This window comes from Arthrobacter sp. Y3222053, from assembly GCF_059092805.1.
Map to the genome: position 1 here is coordinate 604457 of NZ_JBNHIA010000001.1, position 17560 is coordinate 622016.

Genomic DNA, 17560 nt, shown 5'->3' on the forward strand with positions numbered 1-17560 from the left:
GGACGAATGATGTTCGCCCCCGCTCCGCTCCACCTTAAGGATGACGGCGGCTCAGCGGGAACTGCTGCGTGCAAACCGCCGCACCGCCAGCGGCACGAACACCAGCAGCATCACGGCGGAGCCGATCAGCACCGTGGGAACCGCGTGCTGCATCGGCCAGGTGTCCGGCACCGGGGCGGTGCCGAGGTTCCCGAACAGCTCGCGGGCGGCCTGCACCAGGGCCGAGACCGGGTTCCAATCGGCGAAGATCCGCAGCGGCTCGGGCAGGTTGGCGCTCTGCACGAAGGCGTTGGAGATAAACGTGAGCGGGAACAGGATCATGAACGAGGCGTTGTTGATGGTTTCCGGAGTGCGGACCATCATGCCCAGCAGCGCCATCACCCAGCTGAACGCGTAGGAGAACAGCAGCAGCAGGCCGACGGCGGCGAGGAACCGCGCCGGATCGGTGTTCACCCGCCAGCCCACCAGCAGGCCGGTGCCCATCATGATCAGCATCGAGATCCCGTTCAGTGCCAGGTCGGCGTTGGTGCGCCCGATCAGCACCGCCGAGCTGCTCATCGGCAGGGTCCGGAACCGGTCGATGATGCCTTCCTTCAGGTCCTGCGCCATCGCCGCTCCGGAGAAGGTGGAGCCGAACACCACGGTCTGGGCGAAGATCCCGGCCATCAGGTACTGGGTGTAGTCGGTGCCCGCCACGGCGATGGACCCGCCGTAGACCTGGCTGAACAGCAGCACGAACATGATCGGCTGCAGCACGGCGAAAATGATCATGTCCGGGGACCGCTTGACCTTGATCAGGTTCCGGGCGGTGACGGTCCAGCCGTCGGCGAACCAGCGCCCCATGACGCCGGGCGCCGGGGCATCCGTCCGGGTGGCGCGGGGTCGGGCTACGGCGACGCTCATCGCACTGCCTCCTTCTCTGCGCTGCCGGTTCCGCTGCCTGCCTCACTCTCCGCCTCGTCCGCCTCCGCCGGCCGGCCGGTCAGCTGCAGGAAGACGTCGTCGAGGGTGGGCCGGCGGATGCCGGCGTCGTGCAGTTCGATTCCGGCCTCCGCCAGGTCGGCCAGGACCCGTTGCAGGGCGGCGGGCCCGTCGACGACGGCGACCTCCCAGCTGCGGCCGTCGCCGCCGGCCCGGGGTTCGCCGGTGCCGTGCCGGGCCAGGACGGCCCGGGCGGTGCCGCCGTCGGCCCCGGCGACCAGGGTGACGGCCACGCGGTGCCCGCCGATGTCCGCCTTGAGCTCGTCGGAGGTGCCGGAGGCGATGACGGTGCCGCCGTCAATGACGGCGATGCTGTCGGCAAGCTGGTCCGCCTCCTCCAGGTACTGGGTGGTCAGCAGCAGAGTGGTGCCGGCGGAGACCAGGTCCTTGATCACGTCCCACAGGGCCAGCCGGCTGCGCGGGTCCAGCCCGGTGGTCGGCTCGTCCAGGAACAGCACCCGCGGTTCGTTCACGAGGGCGCCGGCCAGGTCCAGCCGGCGCCGCATGCCGCCGGAGTAGCCCTTGACCGGGCGGGAGCCGGCGTCGGAGAGGTCGAACACGTCGATCAGCTCCGCGGCCCGGGCACGGGCCCGGCGGGTGCCCAGGTGGTACAGCCGCCCGACCATGGCGAGGTTCTCCAGGCCGGTGAGGTTCTCGTCGACCGCCGCGTACTGGCCCGAGACGCCGATGACCCGGCGCACCGCCCGGGGGTCCGCGGCCACGTCGATTCCGTCGATCACGGCGGTGCCCGAGTCGGCGGTGATCAGGGTGGTGAGCACCTTCACGGCGGTGGTCTTGCCGGCCCCGTTGGGCCCGAGCAGCGCCGTCACGGTACGTTCCGGCACGGCGATGTCCAGCCCGGCCAGGGCGTGCACGGGACCGGACTTGGACTTATACGTTTTGCGCAGCTGCTGCGCCTGGATCAGCGCGGAAGTGGTGGGGGAAGCACTCATCGCAGCAGAGTAGGCCCGGGCCGGGCCTCACCGCGCCCAGTTTGAGGACAGCTTCGGTCCGCGGCAATGCCGGAGGGGTTGCCCCGGGACTGCTAGTCGGGCGTGGATGCCGTGCGGTGCTGCTCCCTGGCCGCGGGTGCGGCCAGGATGGACAGCAGCATGGCGCCGGCCACCAGCAGCAGCGCGGTGCGGATGCCCCACAGCTCGCCGAAGAAACCCAGCACCGGCGGGCCGACGAAGAAGGCCATGTAGCCGAGGGTCGACACCACCGACACCCGGGCGGCGGCGTGCTGCGGGTCCTCCCCCGCCGCGGACATACCGGTGGGGAACCCGAGCGCCGCACCGATGCCCCAGAGCACGGCCCCGGCACCGGCCAGCCACACGTTGGGCGCGAACACGAAGACCAGCAGCCCGGCCAGCGAGACACCCATGCACCAGCGCAGCGCCCGCACCCGGCCGAACCGGTCGATCAGGGTGGAGCCCACCCAGCGGGTGGCGGTCATCGCGGCCACGAAGACGGCGAACATCAGAGCGCCGGCGGTCTCGCTGCTGCCGAGACCGTCCACGGTGGCCTTCGCCACCCAGTCGTTGGCCGCGCCCTCTGTCAGTGCCGCTCCGAGGACCACCACGCCGATCAGCAGGGTCCGGCCCTCGGTCCAGGCGCCGCCGCGGCGGCGGTCCCGGCCCGCGTGGGCGGGCACCCTGCCGGCTGCGGCACGGGACCGGACCGGGCGGGCCGGCAGGAAGCTGCGCGGCAGCAGCAGGACGGTGACCGCGACGACGCTGAGCACGCCCACCAGGTGCAGCGGCAGGGAAACGCCCAGCGCGGCCAGCCCGGCGCCGATCAGGGCACCGGCAAAGGAGCCGCCGCTGAAGGCCGCATGGAAGCGGGGCATCATGGTCCTGCCCAGGCGGCGCTCGACGTCGGCGCCCTCCAGGTTCATGGCCACGTCCCACAGCGCGATGCCGGCGCCGAAGACCAGCAGCCCGGCGGCGGTCAGCGGCATCGACCCGGCGGAGAGTCCGAAGGCGATCAGCAGGGAGGCGGCCGACGTCGTGAGCCCGCCGGCACGCACGGCGCCGGCGTTGGTGATGCGCGCAGCGACCGCTCCGCCCAGCGGGAGGGCGATCACGGAGCCGACGGCGGAGAACAGCAGCAGCACGCCGGTGCCGCCGGCGCCGATGCCCAGGGCCTCGGCGGCGGCCGGGATCCGGGCGGCCCAGCTGGCGAAGACGATGCCGTTCAGGGCGAACACGGCGAAAACGGCGAACATCGACCGGTTCACCGCGGCGGCGGTATGGACAGCGGATTCGGACGTACGGGTCACGGTGCCATTGTCTCCCCGGTGCTCAGCGGATCCGGTCCACCCGTGACTCATCCCATACCGGTTCCGTGCTTTCATAGACCCGGCCGTCGGAGCCGAAGACGAGGAAGCGGTCGAAGCTGCGGGCAAACCAGCGGTCGTGGGTGACCGCCAGCACCGTGCCTTCGAAGCCGTCGATCGCCTTTTCCAGCGCCTCGGCGGAGTGCAGGTCCAGGTTGTCGGTGGGCTCGTCCAGCAGCAGCAGGGTGGCGCCGGAGAGTTCCAGCAGCAGGATCTGCATCCGCGCCTGCTGGCCGCCGGAGAGCGAGTCGTACTTCTGCTCCGCCTGGGCAGCGAGCCCGTAGCGGTCCAGGACGGCGGCGGCCGCCTCGCGGCCCAGCCCGGAGCGGTGGTCGTCGCCGCGGTGCAGGATTTCCACCAGGGTGCGGCCCAGCAAATCGGGACGGACATGCGTCTGGGCGAAGAAGCCGGGCCGGATGCGGGCGCCCAGCTTGGCGCTGCCGGTGTGCTCCACCGGGGCGATGGTGACCTCGGAGACCGGCTCGTGCTCGCGGTCCGGGTCGGTGCCGCCGGCGGCCAGCAGGCGCAGGAAGTGGGACTTGCCGGAGCCGTTGGAGCCGAGCACCCCCACCCGGTCCCCGAACCAGATTTCGGTGCTGAAGGGCTTCATCAGGCCGGTCAGTTCCAGCTTCTCGGCGACGACGGCGCGCTTGCCGGTGCGGCCGCCGCGCAGCCGCATGGACACGTTCTGCTCGATCGGCAGGGCCTCCGGCGGGCCGGCCTCGAGGAACTTCGCCAGGCGGGTCTGGGCCGCCTGGTAGCGGTTGGCCATGTCGGAGCGGAACGCGGCCTTGTTCTTGTACATGTTGACGAGTTCCTTGAGCTTGATGTGCTCCTCGTCCCAGCGCCGGCGCAGTTCCTCGAAGCGGGCGTTGCGGTCCGCGCGGGCCTGCACGTAGCTGCCGAAGCCGCCGCCGTGGATCCAGGCGGAGGCGCCGTTGATGCCCGGTTCGAGGGTGACGATGCGGGTGGCGGCGTTGTCCAGCAGCTCCCGGTCGTGGCTGACGAACAGGACTGACTTGGGCGAGGCGGCCAGCTTGGCCTCCAGCCAGCGCTTGCCCGGCACGTCGAGGTAGTTGTCCGGCTCATCCAGCAGCAGCAGCTCGTGCGGGCCGGCGAACAGGGCCTCGAGCACCAGCCGTTTCTGCTCGCCGCCGGAGAGGCTGGCGGCCGGCCGGTGCTGTGCCCGGTCGTACGGCAGGCCCATGGCGGCCATCGTCACTTCGTCCCAAACGGTTTCCTGCTCATAGCCGCCGGCGTCGCCCCAGTCCGAGATCGCCGTGGCGTAGCGCATCTGCACCGCCTCGCTGTCGGCGTCCTCCATCATGGCCGTTTCGGCGGCGTCGAGCGCCTTCGCCGCGGCGGCGAGCGCCGGGGTGGCGGTGCTGACCAGCAGGTCCCGGACCGTGCTCTCGTCCCGGACCTGGCCGACGAACTGGCGCATCACGCCCAGGGATCCCGAGCGGGAGACCACTCCGGCGTCGGGGGCGATGTCTTCGCAGATGATCCGCAGCAAAGTGGTCTTGCCGGTGCCGTTGGGCCCGATCAGGGCAGTCTTGTGCCCCTCCCCCACTTTGAAGGAGACCCCGTTCAGCAGCTGCCTGCCGTCGGAGAGGAAGTAGTCGATACCGGATACGTCGAGATGCGCCACGCCTCCATCCTCGCACTGCCGGGACCGGGAAGCCTCAGCGGGCAGCGGTGCCCGCCTTCTCGGCGGCCGGGCGGTGTGCCGCCGTTTCGGAGCGGCCTGTGGGGAGCAGGGCGGCGATCACCGCGGCCAGGACGGCGACGCCGGCGCCAATAAGCAAGGCAATCCGGAAACCTTCCAGCGACGGCACGGCGTGTCCGTGCAGGTCCATGGTGAGCCCGGCCAGCACCACTCCCATGATCGCCGCCGCGACCGAGGAGCCCACGGAACGGGTCAGCGAGTTGAATGCGTTGGCGGCACCGGTTTCGTGATGCGGCACGGCGGCCATAATGAGCGCCGGCATTGCCCCGTAGGCCAGGCCCACTCCACAGGACGTCAGGACGGTGCTGATGAGCAGGGCGGGGGCGGAACCGAGCAGGAACTGTGCTGAACCGTAGCCTGCGGCCACTACCAGTCCGCCGATGGCGAGGGTGACCTTGGCGCCGAACCGCCCCGTGATTTTTGCCCCCACCGGGCTCATGGCCATCATCATCACGCCCGCGGGGGCCATCCACAGGCCCATGGCGACCATGGACTGGCCCAGGCCGTAACCGGTTTCGACCGGAAGCTGGAGCAGCTGGGGAACCACCAGGGACTGGGCGTACATGGCGAAGCCGACCAGGAAGGACGCAACGTTCGTCCACAGCACGATCGGCCGGGCCGTGGTGCGCAGGTCCACCATCGGATTCGCGGCCCGCAGCTCCCACCAGCCCCAGGCCACGGCGGCGAGCACGGCGGCGGCGAACAGGGCCAGGACCACCGTGGAGCTCCAGCCCCACTCGTTGCCCTTCGATACGGCCAGCAGCAGGCAGACCAGCACCGCCGACAGGCCGAGCGCGCCGATGACGTCGAACCGGCCGCGCTCCTCACCGTCCGGTGCGGGGGCGGGCACCCAGAGAACGACCGCAAGGGTAATCAACGCACTCAGCAGGGCCGCAAACCAGAACAGCAGCCGCCAGGACCCCTGCTCCGCCACCGCGGCGGCGATCGGCAGCCCCAGCGCGCCGCCGACGCCCATGGACGCGCTCATCAGCGCAATCGAGGAGTGCAGCCGTTCCCGCGGCATGACGTCGCGGACCAAGCTGATGCTGAGCGGCACAATGCCGATGCCGAGTCCCTGGAGGGCCCGGCCGATAATCATCAGGGCCAGGCCGTCGGCGAGCGCGCAGGCCACCGATCCCAGGATCATGGGCAGGGTCAGCAGCAGGATCACGCGCCGTTTGCCGTACATGTCACCCAGCTTTCCTGCCATCGGGGTGGCCACCGCACCGGCCAGCAGCGTCACCGTGACGATCCACGATGCGTTCCCCGGGGAAGTATCCAGAAGCTCGGGGAACTGAGCGATCAGCGGCACGACCAGCGTCTGCATGACCGCTGAAACGATGCCGCCGAAGGCAAGGGCAACGATGACGCGGGTCTGCGCGGCGCCGCGTTTGGCCGCTGCCGGGGAGGCAGTGGGCTGCTTCATGTGTTCGTCCTCAAATGGGATGTGTAGTGTGCATATGCATAGTACATATTTCACGGCCTATACTAAAACCATGGGCAAGGAGACAGAGGGCGTCCATGGCCGGGTGGAGCTGGAGGTCATGCTGCTGGGCCGCCATGCCCTGCTCGGCCCGGCGTCGTCCAAAGCTCGGGGAGGCTCGCTGGACCGTTCGGCGTACCTGATCCTGAACCGTTTGGAGAGCCAGGGACCGATGACCATCCGCCAGCTGCATGAAGCGTTCGGCCTCGACCAGTCAACGCTGAGCCGGCAGACCTCGGCGATGCTGCGCTCGGGCGTTGTCGAGCGGATACCGGATCCGGATGGAGGCGCGGCCCGGCCGTTCCGAATCACCGCCCGCGGAGCGGATCAGCTTGCTGCAGACCGGGCCGAGAAGCTCACTGCCCTGGACAAGGTCCTGGCCGGCTGGTCACCGGAGGAACTGAAGACGTTTGCGGGCATGCTCCAGCGGTTCAACGAGGGCGTGGAACGGATCGACGGCAGGCCCTGGCCCCGTCCCTGACCCGGATCCGCCGGCGGGCAGCGCGTGCCTGCCGGCGTTCGGCTGGACAGGGCCTCGCCAGGCCGGAATACGATGGCAGCCTGTACCCCACGAACGAAAGGCAGGACAGCCGTGATCTTCATCGTCGTCAAGTTCAAGGTCAAGCCGGAGATGGCCGAGCAGTGGCCGGAGCTGACCCGGGCCTTCACCGAGGCCACCCGCAGCGAACCGGGCAACCTGTGGTTCGACTGGTCCCGCAGCCTCGAGGACCCGAACGAATACGTGCTGGTAGAGGCGTTCCAGGACGACGCCGCGGCCGCCCATGTCAACAGCGAGCACTTCCAGCAGGCCATGAAGGACATGCAGCCGGCCCTGGTGGAAACGCCGCAGATCATCAACACGGTGATCGAGGGCGCCACCGAATGGTCCCGGATGGGTGAGCTCACCGTCGACTAGGGATATCCCCCGCTGCAGCGGGCCGGTTACCGCGTATCGAGCGTGTAGCCGGCCCGCTGCAGCATTTTGCGCAGGTCCACCACGGTCTGTTCGTCGATGTCCTTGCCGTGCGGCGGGGTGAGGTACTCAGTCTGTCCGGCCAGGGTGACCTCGTATTTGCCGTTGTGCTCCCGCGTCGTGTCGGCCACCGCTTCAAGCAGCGACCGCACCCTTCGCCATTCGATGTTGCCGCTGGTCGGATGCCGGAGGATCTCCTGGAGGGTGTCCCGGTGGTGGTCATTCAGGTGGACGGGCATGGCAGGCTCCTTGTCGCCGGATGCTTCCTCCAGTTCGCCACGGCGGGCCGCAAAAGGGAAGCCCACATGCCTCCGGGCCGTCCCGGCGGGCGGCCCTGGGGGCTGCGTGCCGGGACCGGCCCGGAAAGCGGTGCGGCGGAACCTGGTGCGGTCGGACGCTAGTCAGTGAACTCCACGGTGAGCTTGTCTCCCTCGAGCAGCACCTCGCCGCTGATGTACAGGGACACCGAGTCCTCCTCGGCCTCCCATTCCTCCTCGCCGTCCCGCCAGGCGGTGTTCTCCTCGTATTTCACGACGGCCTCCCCGTCCGAGGACCGGAAGACGATTTCGCCCGAGTAATAGTCGGTGACCTCGTACGTCGGTTCCTTCTCCAGGCTCCAGCTGACGTTCCGGTAGTCCTCGGCGTCGCGGTACGCATACGCCTGGTTGGGGCAGCCCGCCGGGTCCATCTCCGTGGACTCCATGCACTTGGCCAGCAGGGCGTTCGCCTGGGTGGTGACGTCCTCGGCCAGCTGGTCGGTGTACCCGGCCTCGAACCGCACGATGTCGTAATAGCCGTTAGGGGAGATCTCGACGACCTGGTCCTCCCCGTACTCGACGTACTTCGAGCCTTCCGGGGCACCGATCACGAACTCGCCGGGCAGCAGCGCGAGCCGGGCGTAACCGTCCGCATCGACCTCGTCGAGCTGCACTTCGACCCCGTTGACGGTGATGGTGTCCTGGCCTTCCGGCAGGGACAGGTCCGCAGTCCACTCCGAGGGCCCGGAGGCGATCCGCCAGTCCTGGAACAGCACAGCGGTGCGCCCGTTGGCGGCGAGGTTGAACACCATGGTCGAGGACTCGTCCCCCCGGTACACGGTGACCGCGACGTCGGCCCGGTCGGACCGCGCAGACACCTCCATCACCTCGTATTCAGTGATGCGTCCCTCGGACTGGCCGTAGATTTCGTTCGTCAGCGCCGCCCGGGTGGCATCGCCGGTGACCGGGAACATTTCCTGCGCGGCCTCGGCGTCACCGTTCTTCAGGGCATCCAGGTACTTTTCGACCTGCACCTTGGGACTGAACACCGACCCGGCGAGGACGTTGTAGGCCACCGCAACGGCGATCACGAGCAGCACCGCGCCGCCGCCGACCAGCGCACCGATCTTCAGCTTCCGTCTGGCCTCGGGGCTCAACGGGGCCGGCTCGGGGATCCCGGTGCCGGGAACGGCAGGTGCGGCAGGTGCGGCGGCTGTCCCGGCACCGGAATCCGCGGGCTGCGGGGGCAGCTGCCCCGTCGCAGCCGCGGCGGGTGCGGCGGCTGTCGTCGCCACGGCTGCCTGGCCGGCGGACAGGGCGGGTGCCTGCGCTGCGGGCGCCGGGACGGGGCCCCAGATGGACTCGGACCGCGCCTTCGCCGCAAGCCACGACAGGCGGGAGCGCAGGACGGCGGGAAACACCCGGGCCAGACGGGGAGCGAGGAACCGGGACGAGGTTTCGATCAGGGCCGCCCAGACGGCCATGACCAGGAAGGTCCACCAGGCCATGCCCATCACGGCGGTGACGCCGAAACCGCCGACCCCGCCGGCCATGGCGGCGAGGGTGAGCAGCTGGATCAGCAGCGTGCCTGCGGTGAAGACGGCAGGCAGGACCAGCCAGGCGCGGACATCGCCCGGCGCCGGAATCCGGCCGCGGATGATCAGCCAGGCCACGGAGGCCGCGACCGTCGCGGCCAGGGTCACCAGGACCACCAGCAGGGCCGCCCACCCGGGGTAATCAAAGATATGGCCGGTGCCGCCGAACCCGCCCGCCGCGGCGGAAATGCCGGAGAAGTGCATGGCGGCGTACATCCAGGCGCTGACGGTCGGAATCCACAGCGGGGCGGCGAACAGGGCTCCGAAGCTGCCGTTGAACAGGACGGCGAAGAACAGGAAGACCCCGGCGATCAAGGTGCAGGCGGCAAAATGCAGGCCGAAGAGCAGGCCGGCCGGTGCCGTCTCGGGCAAGGCGCGCAGCACGGGCCCGAACTGCAGCACCGGCCGCGGAGATGCGGCCTGGCGGCCGCCCCAGGAGGCGAGCAGCCCGATGGACAGTGCACCCAGGAACAGGCTGAAACCGGCGGTGGTGACGGTGCTGCCCTCGTCGCGCACGGTGAAGACCAGCGCCAGGACGAGCGCCGTCACGGCGAACATGCCGCCGGTGGCCGCGGAGACCAGCCAGCGGGCTCCGGTGCCTGCCAGCGGGGCGGCCTGCTCGGCCTTCCGTCCCTGCCTCCACAGCACGATGACCGCAACCGCAGTCAATGCCAGCGGAAGCACGAACATGCTGGTGGCCACGTCTGCGCTGAATCCGAACATCGACTCGCTGCTGCCGGCCGCGGCAGTGCCGCCCAGGGCCATTCCGACCAGCAGGAACGGCAGCCCCAGCAGGGTCAGCACCGCGGAAGGAGAAACGTCGATGCCCGCCAGCGGAGCCGCGTAGTCCAAGGCCGAATCATCGATCATGAAGCCGATGACCAGCAGCACAATCGCGGCGACCGCTGCGGCGAGGGTCAGCCCGTACGCCAGGGCTGCCGCCCGCAGGCCCGCCAGCCAGGCGGCGGAAGGAATCGGCGGCCGGGACGGCGCCGGCGGCATCGGGGCGCCGGCGCCAAAGCCCGCGGGCCCCGGTGGAACCGGCGGCACCGGCGGCTGCCCGGCGATATAAGGCTGCCCGGCGGGCTGGCCGGGCGCCCCGGCGGCCTGCTGCTGCGGGGCAACCGGCTGCTGCCCTGCGTTCTGCTGCTGCCCTGCGCTCTGTTCCTGCGCCGCGTTCTGCGAGGTGTGAGATCCGGAAGCCTGAGGCTGTCCGGCATACGGCTGCCCGGGCTGGCCGGGCGGCGGGACCTGCGCCGGAGGGGACATCTGCGGCCAGTGATTGCCGCCCTGCCCCCAACCGTTCGCGTTGTCGGGTCCGTTATTCATCAATTCCCCCCAAGGAATAAAACGGCGTCCCCCTGACGCCGCAACTCCTCAACATACAAGGTTTTGATGGGCTCACCCCATTTTCGTCCGGCCCCGCCGGGCGGAAGCAGCCGGCGGAGACGGCGGGGAGCGGTGGAGCGCTCAGGCGGCCAGCGAAGGCACCGGCAGGCCGAAGTCGCGCTGCAGGGAGATCCGGGCAGCGTGGTAGCCGGCCATGCCGTGCACGCCGGGCCCCGGCGGGGTCGAGGAGGAGCAGAGGTAGACGCCGTCCAGCGGGGTGCGCCAGGGCGAGGGCGAGATGACCGGACGCCTGAGCATCTGCAGCAGGGAGATCGCCCCGGCGCCGAAGTCCCCGCCCACGTAGTTGGCGTTGTACTGCTCCAGGCCGGCGGCCGTCGTCGCCCGGGACGCGATGACCGTGTCCCGGAACCCGGGAGCGAAATCCTCGATCCGCCGGGTGATGGTCTCGGTCATGTCGATGTCCGAACCGGCCGGCACGTGGCAGTAGGCCCAGAGGATGTGCCGTCCCTCGGGAGCACGGCCCGCATCGAAGGCGGTGGGCTGCGAGGCCAGCACATAGGGAACGTCCGGATGGAAGCCGTCGGCGACCTGCCGTTCCGCCCTGGCGGTTTCGGCCCGGCTTCCGCCCAGGTGGACGGTGCCGGCCCGGGCCACGTCGGGATGGGACCAGGGCACCGGCTCGGAGAGGATGAAGTCCACCTTGCAGGCTCCGTTGCCGTAGCGGAACTGCTCCAGGCTGCGGCGGTAGCGCGCCGGCAGCCGGTCCGAGGCGAGCGCCAGCAGTCCTGCCGGTGCCGTGTCCAGGAACACCGCCCGCGAACCGCGGACCTCGTCCAGCGAGGTGACCGGGCTGGACGTCAGGATGTCCCCGCCGTGGGCCCGCACGTCGTCGGCCATCGCCTCGACAATCGCCTGCGAGCCGCCTTCCGGCACCGGCCAGCCCACCGTGTGGGCCAGCAGGCTCAGCATCGTTCCGGCTCCCGCGGAGGACAGGCTCGGCAGCCGGCCCACCGGGTGCGCGGCGACGCCGGTCAGCAGGGCGGGGGCCTCCTCGCCGCGGAAGCGCAGGTTCCAGGCCGGGCTGCCCTGCTCGAGCACGGCCAGGCCCAGGCGCAGGGCGGCCGCCGGATGGCGCAGGGCTGCGGGAGGTGACTGCAGCAGCGATCCCATCAACAGATCGGTGATGGCTTCGGAATGCTCGGCCAGCGGTTCCATCAGCGTGCGGTAGGCGGCCCCGTCCCGGCCCAGTCCCTCCGCCGTCCGCTCCAGGCTATGCCAGGCCAGGGCGGCCCGGCCGCCGCTGAGCGGATTGGCGTAGGAGAGCTCGGGGACGATGAGCCGGATCCGGCGGGCCAGTTCGAAGTCGCGGAAGAACGGTGAGGCCAGGGCCATCGGGTGGACGGCCGAGCAGACATCGTGGAGGTGGCCGGGCTCGATCAGCTCCTTGGTGCGGCTGCCGCCGCCGACCGTATCCGCCGCTTCCCGGACCTCCACGGACAGGCCGGCGCGGGCCATGACCACGGCCGCCGCCAGCCCGTTCGGCCCGGCTCCCACTACGGTGACGTCTGCCATGGATCTCCTAACCGCGCCGGCGCAGCCGCCCCGGCAGTCCGCGGAGGGCTCCCACGGCCGCCCGGGCCCGGCCAGGCATCTCCCGGCGCGCAGCCAGCACTGCGGCCAATATACGGTAGCGGGCCGGATGCAGCGGGATGTCATAGGTGGTGGGAACCGTGACCACGGTCTTGGAAAAATTGCGCTTGAAGGTCGTCACGTTCGCCAGCGAGGGGTAATTCTCGCTCTCGATGCCGGTCAGGCCGCACGCGCTGTTGCCCGCGGCCTTCAGTTCGCGGAACGCCTCCCAGAGCAGCAGGTAGGGGGCGTTGGTCTTCCGGGCGTCGGCGGAGCTGCCGGCGAAGTAGTACACGGCGTAGCCGCGGTATTCGGTGGTGATCAGCCAGGACACCGCCCGGCCGTCCGCGTAGGCCACCATCAGGCGCAGGTGCTCCCCCAGCTCGTCCAGCAGCGTCTCGTAGTAGCCGGAATCGAAGCTGGTGAAGCCGTCACGCGCCGCGGTCTCCTGCAGGATCGGATACAGCTCGGTGCGGAACACCTCGGCCCACCGGCTGCGTTCGATGCTGCGGACCTCGACGCCGAGCTTCCGGGCCTTGCGCACCAGGTTCCGGGCGTTGGAGCGGAAGGCGGCGAAGATGGCGTCTTCGTCGGGGGTCAGGTCCACCACGATTTCCCGCTCGTACCAGCCGTGCTCCAGCGGCCCGGCCACCGGCGGCGCCGGGTGGGCGACCTGCATCCGCACGTACAGCGGGTCCACCGCCGGATCGTCGCGGAACTGGCGCCGCACCGTGGCCACCAGGGCGGCCTCGGCGTCGGCCGTGCGCTCGGCGAACCACACCGGGCCGTTGACCACCACAAGCGAGGGCCGCAGCTTCCGCTGCGAGCGCAGGTAGGAAGCCAGCGCCACCAGCTGCCCGGCGTCGTCGTAGTAGGCCCAGATTCCGTAGGGGTCCCGCCCCAGCCGCTTTTCGAACCGGGCCCACATCGGGGTCTGCTCCAGCGGGATGACGGTGTCCGGGTGCTCCTTCGCCAGGGCCTCGAATTCGTGGTCCGTCAACTGCTGTGAACGGTAGGACTGGGGGGTCACAATGCTTCTTTCGCCGGTTCCGCGTGCGGTTCCAAGGCTACCCGAACGGGTCGCAGCCCCTTCAGCCGCAACCGGTCCGCGGCGCCGTCGAACGGCCCGCCCGTCGGGTCGTCGACGTCGGTGCGGCGCACCGGATCCTCGCGCGGATCGAGGATCCCGGCCACCACCCGGGCCATCAGGTAGGCCGTGGCCGCCATGTGGGCGACGACGGCGGCCACGTACCAGGGATCGTCGATGTTGTTCTGGGTGGAGCCGCCGGAGGTCTCCCGGGCCAGGTACATCCAGATGGCCCACCAGTGCAGCACCTCGAAGAACTGCCAGATCAGGAAGTCCCGCCAGCGCGGCAGGGCGAGGGCCGCCAGCGGCACCAGCCAGAGCACGAACTGCGGCGAATAGACCTTGTTGGTGAGCACGAACGCGGCCACGATCAGGAAGGCCAGCTGCGCCACCCGGGGCCGGCGCGGCGCGGCCAGGCCGAGGACCGCGATTCCGGCGCAGGCCAGGGCGAAGAGAAGATACGCCCAGACGTTGATGAATCCCGCGTCGACGCCGGGCAGGCCCAGCCGGTCCGCGGTGAGGTTCCAGGCGAACCAGGCCGAGGAGTAGCCGGCCGGCCGGTCGCCCGTGAACTGCAGGAAGAAGGACCAGGCCTCAACGTCGCGCAGCATGAACGGGAAATTGACCAGCAGCCAGGTGCCCGCCGTGGCCGCCGTGGTGATCAGGAACGGCCGCAGCTTCAGGGTCCGCAGGGCCGGGACCAGCAGTGCCCCGAGCAGGATCAGCGGGTAGAGCTTCAGCGCGGTACCCAGGCCCAGCCAGAGGCCGGCCTGCAGGTACCGCCCGCGGGAGAAGGCGAGCATGCCGAGGGCGGCGGCCAGCACCGCCCAGATGTCCCAGTTGATGTAGACGGACAGGATCAGCGCCGGGGCCAGGGCGACCATTGCGGCGTCCCAGGGCCTGCGGTGGCTCATCCGCATGGTGGTGATGACGGTGCCGATCCAGGCGCCGGTGGCGAGCAGCGCGTTGATGTCGAAGTAGGCCAGGGCGCGGTCGGCCCCGGTGCCGGTGCCGGGCACCAGCAGCGCGGTGGCTCCGGCGATCAGGCCCAGCAGCACCGGGTACTCGAACTGTGCGCCGGGAGTCAGGAACGGGAACACCCCGTCGGCCAGGCCCCGTCCGGTGAACAGGACCGGCCAGTCCGAATAGCAGGCCCGGTAGAAGTGCTCCGGGGTGTTCCAGCCCGCCGCCCGGCAGGGGCTCTTCACCGCCACGGCCAGCAGGGCGGCGGCGGTGGTCAGCAGGACCAGCACCCGGGGCACGGTCCAGAAGCCCGGCGAGACGATGCCCGGAGCGGTGAAGCGGCCCAGCGGGCCGCCGATCAGCTCGGTGAACCGGCGCAGGAAAGGGTCGTTGCGGCTGGGCACCACGATGCGCAGCGGCCGGCGGCGGGGGGCTGGTTCCTCCATGGCTTCCAGTATTCCCCTTGGACGGTCCGGCTGCCGACCGCCGTCCCGGTCCGGGCGCTGTCCGGCTACCCGCCTTCGCCCGCCTCGGCGGCGGGCTGCAGCGTGCCCCCGCCCTGCAGGTCGTAGCTGCCGCCTGCCAGGTAGTCGTTGCCGGAAGCCGACGGATCGTAGGTGAGGGTGTGGCCGTTGCCGGTGATGTTGCTGATCTGATTCCCGCTGACCAATGCTCCGGCCACGGTGGTGGCGGTGGAGTCCGCCTCAAGCCGGATGCTGCTGGTGTTGTCGAGGGTGACGCCCACGTTCTCCAGGGTTCCTTCGATGACGCTGTCGGCGGTCAGCGAGAGGTCGAGGCTGGACGCGGCGTCGGCGCCCACCGGCCCCGTCAGGGTGGTTTCGGCCAGGCTGGCGCTGCCCCGTGCGCCCTCCGTCGCGTGGATCAGGATCCCGGCGTCCGCCTGCAGCTGCGCCTGGTTCGAAAGGTTCACCTGTCCGCTGACGCCCTCGATCAGCACGGCGTCGCCGGAGCGGGCGGTGAGCCTGCCGCCGCTCATGCTGAAGGACCCGCCGCCGGTGCCGCCGGAGGTGCTGGAGTAGAGCCGGGCTCCGGCGGTGGCGCCCGTGACGTCGGAGGCGGTCAGCGCCGCGGCGTTGGCCCCTTCCACCACGACCGCTTCGGCGGCGCCGGAGGCCCCGGCCAGGTTGCACGCGGTGATCTGGCCGGTGGAGTAGACCAGCGCGGAGCGTTCCCCGCTGGTGCTGGCGGTGGCGTTGGCCAGCGTAATCTCGCCGCCGCCGCGGTCGGTCGCGACGGCGGAGGAACGCTCGCCGGTGGTCTCCATGGTGAGGTTCGCTCCGGTCACCGCTCCCCCGGCGGTGGCCATGACGGCGTGGGCGAGGCTGCCGCCGGCGGTGATGGTGAGGTCCTGCAGCTGGATGAGGGAGCCCGTGCCGGTGGCGAAGACCGCGTTGGCTCCGGTGCCGGTGGAGGTGATCGTGGTGCCGGACAGCGCCAGCCGTGCGCCGCCGGGGGCGAGCACGGCGGCGTTGAGCCCGGCGAAGCTGGACTGGTCCTCGCTGCTGCTGTCTCCGGTCTTGGTGATCGTGCCGCCCGTGAGGGACCGGCTTTCACCGTCGGAGAGCGCCAGCGCCGAGGCGTCGGCCGCGGAGGTGTTGAAGTCCTGTCCGGAGGTGGGACTCGCACCGATGTCCCCCGACGGCGGCGCACTGCAGGCTGCGGCCGACGCCGGCTGGCCGCCGGTGGGCGTGCCGGCCGCGGTGCCGGAGGAGCTCTGTTCCGGGCTGCCGCCGCCCGAGCAGCCGGCCGCGGCGAGCGCGGTGAGCACGGCGGCGAGGGCGAGGCGGCCGCCCGCGTGCTGCGGAGGTGCGGACATCTTCGACTCCCTGCGGTGGAGGGCGGCTGATCAGGTCCGGGCCGTTCCACCTTAGGCTGCCCCGTAGGCCGCCGTCTGCGGCCCCGGCCGGTTCCGGACCGCAGGCTCCCGGATCCGGGGGTGTATCCCCGGTCACACCCCTTAGACTGGTCCCGTTGCGGCGCCGGGAGCACCGCACGGGACCTGTTCTTCAAAGGAGAAAAGTGGCTGAGAATCCCATCCGGGTGGCAATCGTTGGCGTCGGCAACTGCGCGGCTTCGCTGGTGCAGGGGGTGCACTACTACCGTGACGCCGATCCCGGTTCCACCGTTCCCGGGCTGATGCACGTCCGCTTCGGCGACTACCATGTCCGCGACGTGCAGTTCGCCGCGGCGTTCGACGTCGACGGCAAGAAGGTCGGCCTGGACCTGGCCGACGCGATCGGTGCCAGCGAGAACAACACGATCAAGATCTGCGACGTGCCGGCCACCGGGGTGCGGGTACAGCGCGGCCCCACCCTCGACGGGCTGGGGCGCTACTACCGGGAGACCATCGAGGAGTCCTCCGAGGAGCCGGTGGACGTGGTGCAGGCGCTCCGCGACGCAGCCATCGATGTGCTGGTCTGCTATCTGCCGGTGGGCTCGGAGCAGGCGGCGAAGTTCTACGCCCAGTGCGCGATCGACGCCGGCGTGGCGTTCGTGAACGCCCTGCCGGTCTTCATTGCCGGCACCCGGGAATGGACCGAGAAGTTCACGGCGGCCGGCGTGCCGATCGTCGGCGACGACATCAAGAGCCAGATCGGCGCCACCATCACCCACCGGGTCATGGCCAAGCTGTTCGAAGACCGCGGCGTGACCCTGGACCGCACCTACCAGCTGAACGTGGGCGGCAACATGGACTTCAAGAACATGCTTGAGCGGGAGCGGCTGGAGTCGAAGAAGATCTCCAAGACACAGGCGGTCACGTCCAACACCTCCGCCGAGCTGAAGGCCGACGACGTGCACATCGGCCCGTCGGACTACGTGGCGTGGCTGGATGACCGCAAGTGGGCGTTCGTCCGCCTCGAGGGCCGCAACTTCGGCGACGCGCCGGTGTCGCTGGAGTACAAGCTGGAGGTGTGGGACTCCCCCAACTCCGCCGGCGTCATCATCGACGCCGTGCGTGCGGCGAAGATCGCCCTGGACCGCGGCATCGGCGGCCCCATCCTCTCCGCGTCGAGCTACTTCATGAAGTCCCCGCCGGAGCAGTACAACGACGACATTGCCCGCGAAAAGGTGGAGCAGTTCATCCGCGGCGAGGCCGAGCGCTAGGCTGCCCGCCCGGCCCGGGACCCCTTCCGGCGTCAGCGCCCCCTTCCGG

The 17560-nt window shown here is 70.5% G+C and carries 14 protein-coding genes; 3 read left to right on the plus strand and 11 right to left on the minus strand.

Annotated features, from left to right (window positions below):
- Nucleotides 1-51: 51 nt before the first annotated feature.
- The 5 genes from AC5RUW_RS02875 to AC5RUW_RS02895 form a co-directional block, all read right to left on the minus strand.
- Nucleotides 52-903, minus strand: coding sequence for an ABC transporter permease (locus tag AC5RUW_RS02875; RefSeq protein WP_494159309.1), 852 nt, complete (start codon nucleotides 901-903; stop codon nucleotides 52-54).
- Nucleotides 900-1934: an ATP-binding cassette domain-containing protein gene (locus AC5RUW_RS02880; RefSeq protein ID WP_494159310.1), complete on the minus strand. Its 1035-nt coding sequence runs from the start codon at nucleotides 1932-1934 to the stop codon at nucleotides 900-902. Before AC5RUW_RS02880 ends, AC5RUW_RS02875 begins: the two co-directional genes overlap by 4 nt.
- Before the next feature lie 92 nt (nucleotides 1935-2026).
- Entirely contained in the window at nucleotides 2027-3262 is a 1236-nt protein-coding gene (locus tag AC5RUW_RS02885; protein ID WP_494159311.1) for an MFS transporter, read from the minus strand.
- Nucleotides 3263-3284: 22 nt separating this feature from the next.
- A complete protein-coding gene (locus AC5RUW_RS02890; RefSeq protein ID WP_494006339.1) occupies nucleotides 3285-4970 on the minus strand; it encodes an ABC-F family ATP-binding cassette domain-containing protein in 1686 nt (561 codons plus the stop codon).
- Nucleotides 4971-5004: 34 nt separating this feature from the next.
- Nucleotides 5005-6474, minus strand: a complete 1470-nt coding sequence (locus tag AC5RUW_RS02895) for an MFS transporter (RefSeq protein ID WP_494159312.1) — start codon at nucleotides 6472-6474, stop codon at nucleotides 5005-5007.
- A 70-nt stretch (nucleotides 6475-6544) separates the two neighbouring features.
- Here AC5RUW_RS02895 and AC5RUW_RS02900 point away from each other — a divergent pair, with 70 nt between their 5' ends.
- Nucleotides 6545-7012: a MarR family winged helix-turn-helix transcriptional regulator gene (locus AC5RUW_RS02900; protein WP_494159313.1), complete on the plus strand. Its 468-nt coding sequence runs from the start codon at nucleotides 6545-6547 to the stop codon at nucleotides 7010-7012.
- Nucleotides 7013-7123: 111 nt separating this feature from the next.
- Nucleotides 7124-7447: a putative quinol monooxygenase gene (locus AC5RUW_RS02905; protein WP_494159314.1), complete on the plus strand. Its 324-nt coding sequence runs from the start codon at nucleotides 7124-7126 to the stop codon at nucleotides 7445-7447.
- Nucleotides 7448-7473: 26 nt separating this feature from the next.
- On the opposite strand, the gene AC5RUW_RS02910 is transcribed toward AC5RUW_RS02905, so the two are convergent.
- From AC5RUW_RS02910 to AC5RUW_RS02935, 6 genes are all read right to left on the minus strand, one after another.
- Nucleotides 7474-7743, minus strand: coding sequence for a hypothetical protein (locus AC5RUW_RS02910; protein ID WP_494159315.1), 270 nt, complete (start codon nucleotides 7741-7743; stop codon nucleotides 7474-7476).
- Nucleotides 7744-7901: 158 nt separating this feature from the next.
- Complete coding sequence (locus AC5RUW_RS02915) at nucleotides 7902-10358, minus strand: hypothetical protein (RefSeq protein WP_494159316.1); 2457 nt, start codon at nucleotides 10356-10358, stop codon at nucleotides 7902-7904.
- Between the two features lie 468 nt (nucleotides 10359-10826).
- Nucleotides 10827-12278: a phytoene desaturase family protein gene (locus AC5RUW_RS02920; RefSeq protein ID WP_494159317.1), complete on the minus strand. Its 1452-nt coding sequence runs from the start codon at nucleotides 12276-12278 to the stop codon at nucleotides 10827-10829.
- 7 nt (nucleotides 12279-12285) lie between these two features.
- Nucleotides 12286-13365: a lipid II:glycine glycyltransferase FemX gene (locus AC5RUW_RS02925; protein WP_494159318.1), complete on the minus strand. Its 1080-nt coding sequence runs from the start codon at nucleotides 13363-13365 to the stop codon at nucleotides 12286-12288.
- The gene (locus AC5RUW_RS02930) at nucleotides 13362-14831 is read right to left on the minus strand and encodes a glycosyltransferase family 87 protein (protein ID WP_494159319.1); all 1470 of its coding nucleotides are present in this window, start codon (nucleotides 14829-14831) and stop codon (nucleotides 13362-13364) included. The genes AC5RUW_RS02925 and AC5RUW_RS02930 overlap by 4 nt, the downstream gene beginning before the upstream one ends.
- Nucleotides 14832-14896: 65 nt before the next feature.
- Nucleotides 14897-16222, minus strand: coding sequence for a hypothetical protein (locus AC5RUW_RS02935; RefSeq protein ID WP_494159320.1), 1326 nt, complete (start codon nucleotides 16220-16222; stop codon nucleotides 14897-14899).
- Nucleotides 16223-16425: 203 nt separating this feature from the next.
- Between AC5RUW_RS02935 and AC5RUW_RS02940 the strand changes: the two genes are divergently transcribed.
- Nucleotides 16426-17511 (plus strand): inositol-3-phosphate synthase, encoded by a 1086-nt coding sequence (locus AC5RUW_RS02940; RefSeq protein ID WP_494159321.1) that lies wholly within the window; start codon nucleotides 16426-16428, stop codon nucleotides 17509-17511.
- Nucleotides 17512-17560: the final 49 nt, after the last annotated feature.

Coding starts and splice junctions, on each gene's coding strand:
- AC5RUW_RS02875 (WP_494159309.1), bottom strand. CDS start 903: ATGAGCGTCGCCGTAGCCCGACCCCGCGCCACCCGGACGGATGCCCCG.
- AC5RUW_RS02880 (WP_494159310.1), bottom strand. CDS start 1,934: ATGAGTGCTTCCCCCACCACTTCCGCGCTGATCCAGGCGCAGCAGCTG.
- AC5RUW_RS02895 (WP_494159312.1), bottom strand. CDS start 6,474: ATGAAGCAGCCCACTGCCTCCCCGGCAGCGGCCAAACGCGGCGCCGCG.
- AC5RUW_RS02900 (WP_494159313.1), top strand. CDS start 6,545: ATGGGCAAGGAGACAGAGGGCGTCCATGGCCGGGTGGAGCTGGAGGTC.
- AC5RUW_RS02910 (WP_494159315.1), bottom strand. CDS start 7,743: ATGCCCGTCCACCTGAATGACCACCACCGGGACACCCTCCAGGAGATC.
- AC5RUW_RS02915 (WP_494159316.1), bottom strand. CDS start 10,358: ATGCCGCCGGCGCCGTCCCGGCCGCCGATTCCTTCCGCCGCCTGGCTG.
- AC5RUW_RS02920 (WP_494159317.1), bottom strand. CDS start 12,278: ATGGCAGACGTCACCGTAGTGGGAGCCGGGCCGAACGGGCTGGCGGCG.
- AC5RUW_RS02930 (WP_494159319.1), bottom strand. CDS start 14,831: ATGGAGGAACCAGCCCCCCGCCGCCGGCCGCTGCGCATCGTGGTGCCC.
- AC5RUW_RS02935 (WP_494159320.1), bottom strand. CDS start 16,222: ATGTCCGCACCTCCGCAGCACGCGGGCGGCCGCCTCGCCCTCGCCGCC.